General features: G+C 53.0%; 11 protein-coding genes. 2 read left to right on the forward strand and 9 right to left on the reverse strand.

Translation table 11 applies throughout. The annotated features are described in order from the left end of the window. Positions 1-9 precede the first annotated feature (9 nt). Both L6758_RS01650 and L6758_RS01655 read right to left on the reverse strand, forming a co-directional pair. Positions 10-378, reverse strand: coding sequence for a hypothetical protein (locus tag L6758_RS01650; protein ID WP_237204904.1), 369 nt, complete (start codon positions 376-378; stop codon positions 10-12). A gap of 123 nt (positions 379-501) precedes the next feature. Then, positions 502-1,437, reverse strand: a complete 936-nt coding sequence (locus tag L6758_RS01655; protein WP_237204905.1) for a restriction endonuclease — start codon at positions 1,435-1,437, stop codon at positions 502-504. A 316-nt stretch (positions 1,438-1,753) separates the two neighbouring features. Between L6758_RS01655 and L6758_RS01660 the strand changes: the two genes are divergently transcribed. Beyond that, positions 1,754-2,101, forward strand: a complete 348-nt coding sequence (locus tag L6758_RS01660) for a prevent-host-death protein (protein ID WP_237204906.1) — start codon at positions 1,754-1,756, stop codon at positions 2,099-2,101. Positions 2,102-2,307: 206 nt separating this feature from the next. Here the strand turns inward: L6758_RS01660 and L6758_RS01665 are convergent, their stop codons facing one another. The 4 genes from L6758_RS01665 to L6758_RS01680 form a co-directional block, all read right to left on the reverse strand. Next, a complete protein-coding gene (locus L6758_RS01665) occupies positions 2,308-2,778 on the reverse strand; it encodes a hypothetical protein (RefSeq protein ID WP_237204907.1) in 471 nt (156 codons plus the stop codon). 717 nt (positions 2,779-3,495) lie between these two features. After that, positions 3,496-4,224: a hypothetical protein gene (locus tag L6758_RS01670; RefSeq protein WP_237204908.1), complete on the reverse strand. Its 729-nt coding sequence runs from the start codon at positions 4,222-4,224 to the stop codon at positions 3,496-3,498. Between the two features lie 221 nt (positions 4,225-4,445). Further along, entirely contained in the window at positions 4,446-5,426 is a 981-nt protein-coding gene (locus L6758_RS01675; protein WP_237204909.1) for a restriction endonuclease subunit S, read from the reverse strand. Next, positions 5,423-6,904 (reverse strand): type I restriction-modification system subunit M, encoded by a 1,482-nt coding sequence (locus tag L6758_RS01680; RefSeq protein ID WP_237204910.1) that lies wholly within the window; start codon positions 6,902-6,904, stop codon positions 5,423-5,425. Before L6758_RS01680 ends, L6758_RS01675 begins: the two co-directional genes overlap by 4 nt. A gap of 74 nt (positions 6,905-6,978) precedes the next feature. Here L6758_RS01680 and L6758_RS01685 point away from each other — a divergent pair, with 74 nt between their 5' ends. Beyond that, the gene (locus L6758_RS01685; protein WP_237204911.1) at positions 6,979-7,299 is read left to right on the forward strand and encodes a nucleotidyltransferase family protein; all 321 of its coding nucleotides are present in this window, start codon (positions 6,979-6,981) and stop codon (positions 7,297-7,299) included. 10 nt (positions 7,300-7,309) lie between these two features. Here the strand turns inward: L6758_RS01685 and L6758_RS01690 are convergent, their stop codons facing one another. From L6758_RS01690 to L6758_RS01700, 3 genes are all read right to left on the reverse strand, one after another. Then, positions 7,310-10,687: a DEAD/DEAH box helicase family protein gene (locus L6758_RS01690; protein WP_237204912.1), complete on the reverse strand. Its 3,378-nt coding sequence runs from the start codon at positions 10,685-10,687 to the stop codon at positions 7,310-7,312. 171 nt (positions 10,688-10,858) lie between these two features. Continuing rightward, complete coding sequence (locus L6758_RS01695) at positions 10,859-12,781, reverse strand: ABC transporter ATP-binding protein (protein WP_237204913.1); 1,923 nt, start codon at positions 12,779-12,781, stop codon at positions 10,859-10,861. Further along, positions 12,778-14,532, reverse strand: coding sequence for an ABC transporter ATP-binding protein (locus L6758_RS01700; protein WP_237199042.1), 1,755 nt, complete (start codon positions 14,530-14,532; stop codon positions 12,778-12,780). Before L6758_RS01700 ends, L6758_RS01695 begins: the two co-directional genes overlap by 4 nt. Between the last annotated feature and the right edge of the window lie 47 nt (positions 14,533-14,579).

The raw sequence follows: 14,579 nt of genomic DNA on the forward strand, positions 1-14,579 counted from the left end.
CTGACGGCGCTATTTCTGCCGAAGGTCTTTGCCTGGCAAGGTGGGGACTAGCTCGAAGAAACGCTCAGTCATGGCGAGCAGTTTTCCTGTTTTAACAAAGCCAGCGATGGTGCCTTCACAGAACCTCTCGCCGCGTCCTGCCATGAAGAAATAGAGGGTGAGGTCAGCCAGGCCGCATTCCTCAATGGGGGCGGGGTTCTGGTGGTTCTTCAGCCAATTGCTGTAAGGCTCGGAGCCAACGCCCATGACGCCGGACAGGAAAGTCATGGCGTCAAAGATTCCGTTCCACAGCCACGGGGGAACAGCCGAGTATCCAAAGCGGGCGGGGGAGTCCTCAGCGGGGTTTGTTTCTGCACCGTCTTTTAGGTTGCGGTGCATGAGGGTAATCCCGTCGTAAAGCTGTTCAGCAGTTTTGTTATATCTTAATTCCATATACCGATTAAGCCAGATTAGGTGTGAGAAGGCTAGGTGTGAACAGGTGCGATTCTGATTTCTGCCATACTACATCACATCTGAGTCGAAATAGTCTTCATCAACCTGGAAAAGTATTAAATGCTGGGCGGGCTGCACACCAACCTTATATTCCAGCATGAGCTTGGTCAGGCGGATACCGTCAATGAGGACGATTTTCTTATAGATTTCTGCTTCCCTTTTAGCTTCCTCGGAGAAACGGGAGGTTGTGATGAATACGCCTCGGTCAGCGCCACGAGAGGAGAGCGACCCGAAGAACTGCTGAATTGCAGGACGGCCTACCGAATTCCCATCGGCATACCTTTTCGCCTGGATGTATACCTTGTTTAGGCCCAGAGCGTCTTGGCGTATGACTCCATCTATTCCGCCGTCTCCTGATCTACCAACGTGTTCTCGTTCGCCATTAGGGCCACCGTAGCCCATGGCCCAGAGAAGGTCGACCACTGCCTTCTCGAAAAAGGCTGGTGTTGCTTCTTGTAGCTTGCTCCGCAGCTCAGTCTCAATTGAAGCATTGTGTCTGCGGGTGAGCTCCATGGATTGCTCAAACGGGTCTGAATCGGAGTCAAGGTTAGGCTCAGTGACGGATGATGAGGAACCTTCTGAGATTTTACGCTCTGCAATTTCTTGCTGATATTCCTGCCACTGGGGCCACTCTAACAAATCTTTTTCACTGTAAGATTTCAGGTCCCTAGCGTTGACCTCCAAACCGTTTTCAGTGATTCTATACATGGCTCGTTCTGGTCGTGATACTAGTGAGGCTTTGACTAGGGCTGAACATGCCCAGTTGATTCGATTGCGGAATCTGGGTTGGCCGCTGGGTAGCAACTCTTGTCGAGCTTTCGGGCTGAGTCTGAGATAGTCGGCTGTAGTTTGGCAAAGCTCAGCAAAACTCATGGTTTTCCCGTCGGAGAGTACGCGCAATACGGCTGGACGGAACTCGTCGGTTGTGGGAACTTCATCAACCACCAGAAATTACCTACCTTACTCGGCTGACACTACAGGGCACACAAGCGTGTACTTCATGGGGATAAGTCTAATTATCAGTACACTCCACTGGCTGGAGGACCAGCAATAAGTATGAACTATGAAGCAATCAAGATGAGCTCAACAAGAGTGGTGCTGGACTTGGATAGAAAATCTCATAACCTTTTGTTTTCAGAACTATTTCTGAATCAGCTATTTGTATGTCTACTCTTACCTACGCTCGAACCTTCAATTCCTCAGAGCTGAGCCGCAACTCCAAACCATTTTTTTTAAAGCTGTTGAGTCTCAGCCTGTTCTTGTGACCCGTCGTGACGGTGAAAACCTGGTGCTCATGACTGAGCACGAGGCAGACGAGCGTCGCAACATGTTTGCAATTGCAGCTCAGATTATTGCTGCAACAACACTTGAGGGTGGTTCACTGGATGAGCGTATGGCCACTGTTTTCCCCTGGATGTTAGCGCTCGATACTGGGAACCGTGAGCTTTACGCCCGTGAACTGATCGACACTGCCCGAGCTGCTTTTGCTACCAACCAGCCAAAGACTTTGCTGGTAGGGGTAAGGAGCTGGTTTGAGTCCGCAACTGCCCTTGCCGCTGGGCTGGATAAAGTGGAACCTGAATGGTTGGCTGGACCGGTGGCACCTTAGCAGCAAAAACTGCTATGTTTACCCTAACAACATTATGTTCTTTAGAATTCCTCTGGATGATCTAATAATGAAATGGTATTGTAGTCACTGATAGATTTAATGGGAGTAACTGAAATTTATATAAAAAATGGTATGCAAAGTTGCTAATTGTTAGTTGAGAAATTACTATAAAATGTTTAGGGCCCTGCTCCCGAACCCGTAAAAAACTAGGTATCGTGTGATGTTTGCTTGTATTTCTTAAAGGATTTTTTTATAGATTTAATGAGAGCATGTTTATCGCCCTGCAAGATGATTAGTGCTTCTCGAAGTTGATTGATATATTCATCTTCAATTTTCCAACTACTATTATTTAAAGCGTTGTCAATCCTCTCATCTAGATCTCTAATTGGGCCAAGGGAAGCTTTAAGCTCGAAAGAAGTATTGAAGTAGCGTTCAAAGAAATCTTCATGAGCTTTGCGAGTAATATCATCTAATAACTCTGAATCAAGACCCTCGTAGTAGATATTTTCGCCAGGGCCAATTTTTGAAGCTTCCCATTTTTCAAATGCAATTCTAGCATTCTGAACTAAAGTTCTGTAGGTTTCAAGTCTATTGAAGCGGTGATTTAACAGTGTCACTATAACTCCACTCGTAAAAGCGCCAATTAAGCTTAAAGCGGTAGCAATAATTTGAATCATTATTTTAAAATCTTTCGCTTGTTAGAAAAGAACATCCTCAAACAAATTAGAAGTAGAAAATACTTCTTCGAAAAAGGTAGAGGAATATTACTAGGTTTGAAAATCCCCCTAGACCATGGTCCCCACTATCGTACAACTGAACTTAGTATCCACACAATTTGCTAAATCTCAGGCAACCCTTCAAGCCTTCTACCTCACCGGCAGTAAACCCAACCGGAAAACCCTTTAATGCTCTCCTTGACTGATCCGTGCACCAATAAAGAAGGTGCTCTCTGCATCAGTTATTACTGTTTGTGGGCCAGCCAGGGTAAATCACCCTGAATCTATTGAGCGAGTTGACAAAGAATAGGCTGCAGAAACTAGTGAGGCTAATACTCTTTTCATAATGAACCTAGTGTAGTATTTGGATCGTGACTGTTACTAAGCGCCATAGCCATTTGGTGAGATTATTTTGGCAGCACTGTTGAGTTGAACTCCTTAAAAAACACACTCGTTCTTTGGTTTTGAGATACCGAGATCCCCTTGATGGCCTGAGTAATGCTTACCAACATTTATTTATTCTGATACGTAATATTATTCATGCAGGTGAATAGTAGAAGAAAATTAGGTTGACAATATTTCTGGAAACTTATAAGCAAGCAGGCGAGAGGTGTTTTTTATGATATTTAATTATTTATATAATATAGATGTTTATCGAAAACCCTAGCTATATGGTGACTAAAAATTTTTATAAATCTCCTTTTGCCTGGCGACGATGTATTTGAGAATGATTCCGTACCGATTTTCTGGAACTTCAAATAGAAATATTTTATTGAGTGACACTTTAAATTTTTTAATTATTCTCCAATACTGGGGCCAGTTTGAGTAGTTTCTAGTTATCATGGGGGAGGTGCGATACGCGGACCTTTGCGCCTCCCTTACAAAAATTTGGTACGCAATCTCCGGGTTTTCAAGAAGAACTTTGCTATTGACGGAATCAACTAAGCAAAATCTGATAAATTTTTTGAAATGTCTATTAAGCTCTGACCTGAGTAACGCTGATATTTCGCATACTGCGAGAAGGGTTAGGAATATTATCGCACCAAAAATATTTAAGGGCCTTGGAAAACTAACAATTGATATAGCGCTTAGTGTGCCGAATACAGATACACAGAGCCAGTCAACGAATGGTCTTTTAGGGCGAGATGCATTGAAAATTGCATTTGCACTATTAATGATTAACGCCTGGGAGATTGAATTGAGTGCTATTTTGTTTGCAAATGAATTATCCGGTGTTTTTTCAATGGTTTCTAGAACATCTCTGTTTGTTTTTGACCACGATGTGTGGATTCTGAAATCCGGGCTGACACTGCTTCTAAGCAGAGTGGCGACAAATTTAATTATTGGAATTATTATCGATACTATTATTGTTGGCCAAACTGATGCTGGAATGTCTTTAATGCTCATTATTTACTACCTCAAAGAATTATGATTTAGTATATAAATTAAAACGTTTTGTTTTTGGGTTTTTGCAAATTTCACAATGCAGAGTTCTATTTCGTTGATACTGATATTTCTTGCTTAAGTTTTTTAATTCACGATAGAGCCTTGGGTAGAAATTGTTGATGATTAAACCGATCATTACGCCAGCAGCTATACTCATCGCATTGTATAAATTGGTGGTTAATTTATATTTTTAGTTGAAAAGATAAGAGCTGTTTTTTATTTAACTTTGGAATGTTTGCTCTGTTGGATAATGAGCTTGCGTAGGCGATAAATCTCTCGGAGCTAAGTGCCATTTGAAGATATTTGGAACCTACTAGGTTATTGTTAACTATCAAAGGGTACATATCCGCGCTGCATAAACCATCAAACTGTGCTATCGCTACTTTGTTGAGATTTGGGCGGATTTTTGAGTAAAGAATATCCCCTTTTTTAAATAAGAATTTTCCACTCTTTACGCCGTCTTCGGCGGCAGTTCTCCAGCCTCTGATTTCGTCGCGTCCACTAACAATGCTGTCAGGTCCGATGTGCGGTAAATCTTGATATTCAGGTAATGTCGGATCAACTAAACCTGAGCGAATTTCAACAATATCACCAAGCTTTACCGATTTCGTAGCTTTTGCATATTTCTGATTGAAAATCGCTCTCTCAAATTCAATGAAAAGCTCCTGCTGGCGCTCACGTTTTTGCTGAATTAGAAATTTTAGATGTTGCTCTTCGGCGAATTTTCTCTGTTGGTCTAATGGCGGAAGTTCAATCGGTAGCTCTTCCACATCTTTGCGGTTTACCTGAACGAAGGTAGCACCACGAGCTTTAGAGAGTAGAAGCTTTTCAACTGTTGGAAGCCAGTACCAAAGGAATTGTGAATCTAATTCCGGCCCTGGCCTCAACCCCGCTACACCTCGACCAAGACAGTAAATTTTATCTGCCCAAACAGTAGCTCCAATAGAAGCACGAATGCTCATGATGATATCCCCAGGCTCTGAAAGCCGAGTGGGAGCAGTGGTGAACTTTGAGACAGAAATACCACCTTTATTGTCGAAGTCCCCAGCCCCAGCAATCAGAGGGTAGCCCTCACCATCTGTGTTGTATGTATCTCCCTTGGGGGCTTGTCCCATAGTTACCTGGCAGACATCGCCAAGCCTCACCGTCCTTTTCTCGCTCACAGCCCCATCACCTTCTTCAGCTGCTCGATGTGCTCGCCAATTTCGCGCTGGGTCTGCTCCAGCTCCTCAATAATCTCCTCAGGGGAGCGGTAGGCCACCTCTTCAAAAACCAGCTCCTTATAGCGGTTAATAGAGAGGTCATAGCCCTGCTCCACAATCTCACTCTTAGGAACAGTAAAGGACTTCTCCGTGCGGGCCCGTTCACGCTCAGCCCCATCACGATCAGCCCAGCGCTTCAAAACCTCCGGTAGGTCATTAGCCTCAACGGGGTTCCGCTTATCATCCAGGCTGAACCCATCAGCCTCAACATCAAAGAACCACACCTCGTCAGTGCCACCCGAATTCGTCTTCGTAAAGAACAAAATCGCAGTCGATACACCCGCATAGGGCTTAAAGACACCCGAAGGTAACTTCACCACAGCGTCCAGCTTCTGGTCCTCAACCAAGGCGCGGCGAACGTCCTTATGAGCCTTCGACGACCCAAACAAAACACCATCCGGCACAATCACCGCAGCTCGCCCACCAGGCTTGAGCAACTTCAAAAACAGGGCCAAAAACAGCAACTCAGTCTTCTTGGTCTTTGCGACCTTCAACAAATCCTGGCTCGTCGCCTCATAATCCAAGCTCCCCGCAAACGGCGGATTCGCCAGAATCAAAGAGTACTTCTCGGCGTCCTCACTGGCACCCTCACTCAAAGAATCACGGTAGCGAATATCAGGGTTATTCACACCGTGCAACATCATATTCATCGACCCAATACGCAACATGGTCGAATCAAAGTCATACCCGTGGAACATACCCTCATGGAAATGCTCCCGGTGCTTGGCATTTGTAAACGGGTCCCGATTCTCACGCACCCACTCAGCAGCCGCCACCAAAAAACCAGCCGTACCGCAGGCAGGGTCCACAATGACGTCCTCAACATCAGGCGCCATCATCGCCACCATCAACTCAATAATGTGACGCGGAGTACGGAACTGGCCATTCGTACCCGACGTTGCCAACTTTGAGAGCATGTACTCATACAAGTCGCCACTCGTATCAAGATCATCAAGAGCAATCGCGTCTAACTGATCAACCACCTTAGCCAAAAGGGCAGGGGAAGGAATACGGAAAGTAGCGTCCTTCATATGCTGCGAATAGGTGGATGCCTCACCACCCACCTGGCTCCCCAAATTCCGTAAAAAGGGGAAAATACCAGAATTCATCAGATCAAACATGACCTGCGGATCCTGATTCTTAAAATTCTGCCACCGCAACAACTCCTGACCCTCACCAAACACCGGGTTCTCCACCGGGCGGCCAGTCAACCGAGCCTTCTTCTCAGCACGAGTCTGAACATCATCCAAACGGCGAATAAACAGCAGATAAGTCATCTGCTCAATAACCTCTAGCGGGTTAGAAATACCACCCGACCAAAAATCATTCCAAATACGATCAATACGCGATTTAGTCTCGCCCGAGATTGCAATAGCCATAGCACTAAGTATATGGGGTTATACCTCTCAGCAGCCTCTACCCAGGGAAGCAAACCTTGCGTAGACTAGGGACCATGACAGCCAGCGCAGATTCACTGAGACTACAGAAACTCATTGCTGATAACAGCGACGCTATCGGCGCAATCTTCACCAAGTATGGAGCCACCAACCCCAGGCTTTTCGGATCAGTTGCACGCGGGGATGCTCATGCACACAGCGACATCGACATCATGGTTGACATTGACGACACCAAAGGCGCAACCATCATGAAACTCGCTGGAATTTCAGAATCACTCAGACGGCTCTTAGGTGTCAGGGTTGACGTTGTTACCCCCACAGTTTTGCGAGAGAAAATCTCAGCAGAAGCCAAGAAAGACCTAGTCACCATCTGCTAAAAGATTTCCCTTAAGCTACCTCGGCCGTAGCCCTGATTCGGTTAAGAATCGAGACAATCTCAAAGGCGTCATCGTCTCCGAACATCTCAAGCGGGTCACCCAAACTCACATAGGGGTCCTCATAGAGACGCGACGGATCAACCGTGCCATTCTCACTCAGCTCATCCACAATGCGCTGCACAAACCGAATCTGCGTCGCCGAATACCGCGACTCATCCAAAAAGACCGCAAAAGCCGCCCGGGCCTCGTCCTGGCTCAAACCCACCAGCGAGCGCACAAACACACCCAGACCCCCGGACTCACGCGCCACCTGCACATTTGCAGGCCCGCCAATACCCGAAGCGTCGATCAAATCAGCCAGAGCAGCAAAATCCTCGTCCGTTAGCTGCTTGCCGCGAAGAACCTTCTGCACGGCAACCGCATCCAGGTGCTCGCGCAGGTACTCCTGCATTTTCTGCTCAAACCGCTCCTGGTTCATGCCCACCTGGGTGCGCACAACCTCGACCTCTACCGGGTCGATGAGCTCGTCCTGAAAATTGGTGTAGACAATCTTCTTCTGGCCCCTATCGAGCAGGTGGGTGACACCGCGTAGCTTCTTGCGCATGAACTCCAGCAGGGCAGGGGAGACATCCACCCACCAGTCATCTGCGGCCAACTGCTCCAGGTGGGGTAGGACGGCCGCGATGGCAGGAACCGCTGCCTTGGTCAGCAGATCCTCGGCCAGGGTCTGGGCTACCTCTTTGGCACGGGCTAGTGCGGCAGAATCACCGGTGAGGGCAGACAGCTGGGCCCCAAGCATGAGCAGGTCAAACTGCTTGGCCTCCAGGGTCCCTTCGACCGGCACCGTTGAGGCAACAGCCCCCAAGCTCAGCGCCAACTCGGCCTCAGCCTCAGAAAGCTGCGCCCAGGCGTCCGCGGATGCAAAGCGCTCCACTGCAGCCCGGTGGGGGCGCACCAGCACATTGCCCATATCGAACCTACCCACAAAGGCAGCCAGATCAGAGCGCACCGCCACCGCGTAATCGTCCCCAGCACTCACGGTGCCAGAACCCACTAGGGCCCGAGCCAGCCTCACCCGGGTCTCAAACACCCGCTGAGAGACAGGCTTTGCCAGCTGACCCTCAGAGCCGGGCAGTTCCTGGCTGAAATACTCCAGGTTCTGGCAGAAATCGAAGACCAAGAAGTCCTGCTTATCAGCCCCGGGGCCAAAAACATCGGGTGCTAGGCGGGTGCCGCGCCCCAACATCTGCCAGAACTTGGTCTTGGCCCGTACCAGCTTGAAAAAGACCAGGTTCAGAATCTCAGGCACATCAATGCCGGTATCGAGCATGTCCACGCTGATGGCAATGCGAGGCAGAGACTCCGGCTCGGAGAACTTCTCAATCGCCGACTCAGCCGCGTAAGTGCGGTTAGTAATCACCTGGGCATAGGAGCCGCCGTAGCCGGGGAAGAGCGCGTTAAACCGTTTGTAAATAAAATCAGCGTGGGCCTGGTTCTTAGCAAAAATAATGGTCTTGCCTAGCAACTCACCGTCAGCTACCCGGTAGCCGTGCTCCATGAGCGTGGTCAGCACCTTATCGACCGTATCGGCGTTGAAAAGAAAGCGGTTCAGGGCCTCGCTGGTAATCTCATCGGGCACAGCATCACCCCAGTCAGCAGACTCCCACTGCTCCTGCTCAGCCTCACTGAGCTGGTCATAGCGGATACCCTCGCGCAAGAAACGGGTACCTACGCTAAAGCCCCGGGCAGGAACCAGGTAACCATCGCTCACCGCCTGATCGAGGGTATAGGCGTCGGTCGGCACGCCGGCTTCTAGGTCAAAGAGGGCATAGGTGTTGAAATCAACCTCGTCTTTAGGGGTAGCAGTCAGCCCCACCAGAAGGGCATCAAAGTACTCAAAAATCGCCTTGTACTTGGCATAGACCGACCGGTGAGCCTCATCGATCACAATCAAATCGAAGTAACCGGGGCCGAATTCGCGCAGAGTGGCCTCGCCCTCAGCCCGGGTGCGGTTAATGATGTTCAGCATGGTGGGGTAGGTGCTGGCATAGACCCGGCCATTGGCCTGCTTATCTTCCACCAGATTCACCGTAGCCAGGTTCGGCAGATGGGTTTTAAAAGCCTTAACCGCCTGATTCACCAGGGCGGTGCGGTCAGCCAGGAACAGGACGCGCTTGACCCACCCGGCGCGTGAAAGCAGGTCCACCAGGGCGATGGTCGTGCGGGTCTTGCCCGAACCGGTTGCCATCACCAGCAGGGCCTTACGACGCCGGGCATCAAAAGCCTCAGCCACCGAAGCAACAGCCCGCAGCTGATAATCGCGCCCCGCAATCTCAGTATTCACCTGCTGACCGCTCAACTGCTGGCGGCTGGTCCTGCGCTCAATCAAAAGGGCCAGTTCATCTTCGGTGAGGAAACCCTGCACCTCACGCGGCGGGTAACCGGCAGCGTCATCCCACAGGTAGTGGGTATAGCCGTTGGTATAGAAAATAACCGGGCGGACGCCGGTCGCCGCCTGGAGCGCGTCCGCATAGGCCTTCGCCTGGTCACGGCCAACATCTACCGACTCCCGGGCCCGCTTGGCCTCAACCAAGCCGAGGGGGCGGCCGTCCCTACCCCACAGCACATAATCAACCCGGCCCGACCCACTGGGGGTGGGCAGGCCCGTCACCGGGTACTCGCGGTCCCGCGTATTGGCAAGGGGCCAGCCAGCTTCACCCAGGAGCAGGTCGATGAAGTAGTCGCGGGTTTCAGCCTCGTTATAGTCGTGGGTGTCGGGCAGAGGTCTAGCCGCCTGGGCTTCAGCTAACTGGGCGCGAAGACGCTCTAGCTCGGCGTCCATAGCGTCCACCCGCGCCTGGTGCTCAGCAGCCAGTCTCTCCAGCTCAGCCGTGCGTTCGGCCTCAGCCTCAGCCATGCGCTGCTGGGTCAGGGCCCGCTGCTCCGCCTGACGGCGTAGCGTGGGAATCAGCTGGCGGTCAAAAGCCCTACCCATAGGGGCTAGGGCTGGGTTTGCCGAATGGTTATACACGCCCCAGACCATCAGATGATACAGGTCGGTAACAGCCCGCTCGGCGTCCCGCTCAGACAGCACTTTCCGTGAATTGTGGGCCGCATCGTTGCCCAGGTGGCGGATGGTCTTGAACTTCAGACGCTTGTCATTGTCGAGATATACCGAGAAAGCCTCATTGCTGGTCAAGGTCGCCAACGTGGTCTGCTCCGGGCGATAGATACCCCGCACCCGGTAAATATGCTCAACCAAACCCTCGATAGCCCGCCGGGTGTAGAAGCAGGCGGTAGGCGCGTCCGTCACCAGATAGCCCTCGGCCTTGGCGCAATCCTGGTAGAGCTCAGGCAGGGCCTGGTAAACAAAAGCAAAGTTAGACATAGCGCCTCGTGACTGTGCGAGAAGGTGTAGGTGCAATCACACATATTTTAGCCTGGTCAGCGCTTGGAAGGGGACCTCAAAACCTAAAAGGGACCGCACATTATGCGGTCCCTTTTTGGAAATCAGGTCCCCTTGGGGGGCGGGCGTGAGCAGGGGCCTGCTCCGCCCTCCCTACTCGTCCGCCTCCGCGAACTGCGAGTTGTAGAGCTCGGCGTAGAAGCCGCCGCGCTCCAGCAGCTCAGCGTGGGAGCCGGATTCGACAATGTCGCCGTCGCGCATAGCGAAAATGACGTCGGCATCCCTGATGGTCGAGAGACGGTGGGCAATCACGAAGGAGGTCTTACCCACTGCCAGCTGACCCAGGGCCCGGGCAATCAGCAGCTCAGTGCGGGTATCGACCGACGAGGTAGCCTCATCCAGAATCAGCAGGGGTTTCTGAGCCACCATGGCGCGGGCAATCGTGACCAGCTGCTTCTGCCCGGCAGAAAGCTGGGTCTGGTCGGTCAGTACCGTGTCGTACCCGTCGTGCAGCTGCGATACCAGCTCGTCCAGGCCCACCGAGGCCATCACCTCATCAAGCCTCTCCTGGCTGACCTCCCTAGCCCCGTAGACCACGTTCTCCCGCAGGGTGCCCTCAAAGAGCCAGGTATCTTGCAACACCATGGCAAAGAGGGAGTCCACCTGTTCGCGGGTCAGGTCGGTGGTGGGCACCCCGTCAATGCGAATCTGCCCCGAGTCGAGCTCGTAGAAGCGCATGAGCAGGTTGACCAGGGTGGTCTTACCGGCCCCGGTTGGGCCCACAATCGCCACCTTCTGGCCGGGAGCCACTGAGGCGGTAAAGCCGTGGATAATCTCCTTGCCCGGCTCGTAGCTGAACCGCACGTTCTCAAAGTCCACAGCGCCGCGCACGGGCTGGGGCAGGGGAGTGCTCTTGGTGGACTCGTCCGCGAGCTCCTCGGCCTCCAAGAACTCAAAGACGCGAGCGCCCGCAGCCGCCGCCGATTGCAGGGAGGTAGCCGACTGGGCGAGCTGGCCCAGGGGGTTGGTGAAGAGGCGGACGTAGACGATGAAGGCGACGATGACGCCGAAGGTGATGGTGTTGTTCAGCACCAGGGCGGCACCGACAACGCAGACCACCACATAGCCCAGGTTGCCGATGAAACCCATGAGGGGGAACATGAGGCCCGAGAAGAACATGGACTTCCAGGCCACCTGGTAGAGGTCGGTGTTGCGGTCGGCAAATTCGGCGCGGGCGGCGGTTTCACCGTTGTAGGCGCGAATCATGGAGTGGCCGCTCAGGGTTTCTTCGATGTGGCCGTTGAGCTTACCGAGGAGCTGCTGCTGGGCCACGAAGTACTTCTGGCTGCGGGCCAGCACGAAGCCGGAGGCCACAATGCCGAGCAGGGAGGCGGCAATAGCGGCGAGGGCCATGCGCCAGTCGGTCACAAACATCATGACGGCTGAGCCAACCAGAGTGACCACACCGGTAATGGTGGTAGCCAGGGAGTTGTTGAGGGTCTGCTGCAGGGTGTCGACGTCGTTGGTCACGCGCGAGAGGGTGTCGCCGGTGGAACCCTTGTCCATGTAGGCCAGGGGGAGTCGGTCGATTTTGCGGTCTAGGTCGTGGCGCATGGAGCGCGATACCCAGACGGTTGAGCGGGCCATAATCTGCCCCTCCACCAGGCTCAGGAGCAGGGAGGCCACCAACATGCCGATAGAGATCCACATCAGTCGGTAGATTTCACCCATATCCAGCTGGCCGGTGAAGCCCTTCTGAATCTCATCGGTGATTGCCGAGAGGAACTGCGGGGCAACAATGGTAAGAACCACCCCGATAACGGCAGCCACAATGGCAACAATCATGCCGGGCAGCACTGGGCGCAGGTAGGCAAGCAACTTACCTATAGTTTGTTTAAAGGGGGCGGACGCCTGCCCCGGCAGGGCGTGGCGCGGCGGCCCGCCGGGCCCGCCGTGACCTCCGGGACGCCCTCCCTTCTCGCTTTTCAGCTGGCTATCGCGCAGCTGGCCTGCAGACTCAAGACCCCTGCGGGCTGACTCTAGCTCTTCGGGGGTAAAAACTGGTGACTGGCTCATGAGCGAAGTTCCTCCTCAGAGAGCTGGGACAGGGCAATATCCTGGTAGACCTCGTTGCTGGCCAAGAGTTCCTCGTGGGTGCCGGAGCCGACCAGGCGGCCCTTATCAAGCACCAGAATCTTATCGGCCTCCCGTACCGTACCGATACGCTGGGCCACCACCACGATGGTCGCCCCCTTGGCGGAGTTCTTGAGCTGACTGCGGATATCCCGTTCGGTCTTATAATCCAGGGCCGAGAAGGAATCATCAAAAATCATAATCTCCCCGCCGCGGGCAAAGGCCCGAGCCATCGACAGGCGCTGCCGCTGACCACCAGAGAAATTCTTACCGTTCTGGGCAACCACCGAGGCGTAGCCGTCCTCCTTCTTGCCCACGAACTCAGCTGCCGCAGCTGCATGAGCTGCCGCCACCACGTCCTCAGCGGTCACCTGGCGCAGGCCCTCACCCAGGGCCAGGTTAGAGGCAACCGAGCCCGAGAAGAGCACACTCTTTTGAGGCACATAGGCCAGACGGGCGCGCAAGTCCTTCTGGTTCCAGTTACGCACATCAACACCGTCCACCAGCACCGATCCCTCGCGCACATCGGCAAAACGCGGAATCAGATTCACCAGGGTCGACTTGCCCGAGCCGGTCGAGCCAATAATCGCCACGGTCTCACCCGGGGCAGCCGTAAAGGAAATTGAATGCAGGGCGTCCCCATCGGCCTCCGGGTAGCGGAAGGACACGTCCCTAAACTCCAGGGAACCTGCCGGGGCAACCCCAGCGCTCGCCCCGCCGTCCACAATCGCAGGCTCGGTGGAGAGCACCTCGCGGATACGACGCCAGGCAACTAGGGCTCGCGGGCCCATGACAAAGATGACGGTCATCATCATGAAGCTGGTGACCACCTGCAGGGCGTAGGTGGAGAAGACCACCATCTGCCCAAAGAGGGTGACGCGCTCGGTTAGGTCGGCGGTGCCGTCAATCAGCACAGCACCCAGCACATAGATGGAGAGGGACAGGCCCGTCATGATGGCGGTCAGCAGGGGCATGATGAAGGCCATGGTGGAGTTGACGAAGAGGGTGGTGTTGCGCAGGTCGGTGTTGACCTCTTCAAAGCGCTCTTCGTGGAAGTCCCCGGTGGTGTAGGCCCGAATGACGCGCAAACCGGTCAGGTGCTCGCGGGTCACCCGGTTGAGACGGTCGGTGATTTTCTGCATGCGCATCATGCGGGGGATGGCCAGGCCCATGGCGACGCCCAACACCAGCAGGGTGGCAAGGACGGCGATCCCGGTAGGGATGGTCCAGGTCAGCGACTGGGTAGCGATTTTGGAGCTAGCCCAGACCGCCATGATGGGGGCCTTAATGCTCATCTGCAGGCCCATGACCACAAACATCTGCACCTGGGTGACATCGTTGGTGGAGCGGGTGATGAGGCTGTCGGTGCCGATGTGATTAACTTCTGCACTGGAGAGGTCAAAGGTTTTGTTGTAGACCCCGGCCCGCATACGCCGGGCTAGGGTGGTACCGAAAATTGCGGTGCAGAAGCCGGTGATAATGGCACAGACCATAGAGGCCAGGGCGGCTGCCAGCATAAGGGTTCCGTCTGAGACGACGTCCCTGAGTTCGGACCCGGGCGTTGAGATGGTGAGGGTGATGTTTTCCATGTACTCGGGTACCTTGAGGTCAAGGTAGACCTGAGCCACGATGGACAGCACCGCCACCAGGACGAGTAACCATTCTCGCCGGTGAATAAATTGGGTGATTTTCATGGAATCCTAGGGCGTTTTCGTCAAAGAAAAAAGGTGCATCTCTGCAC

Source organism: Rothia nasimurium (genome assembly GCF_928382285.1).
Lineage (GTDB): Bacteria > Actinomycetota > Actinomycetes > Actinomycetales > Micrococcaceae > Rothia > Rothia nasimurium_E.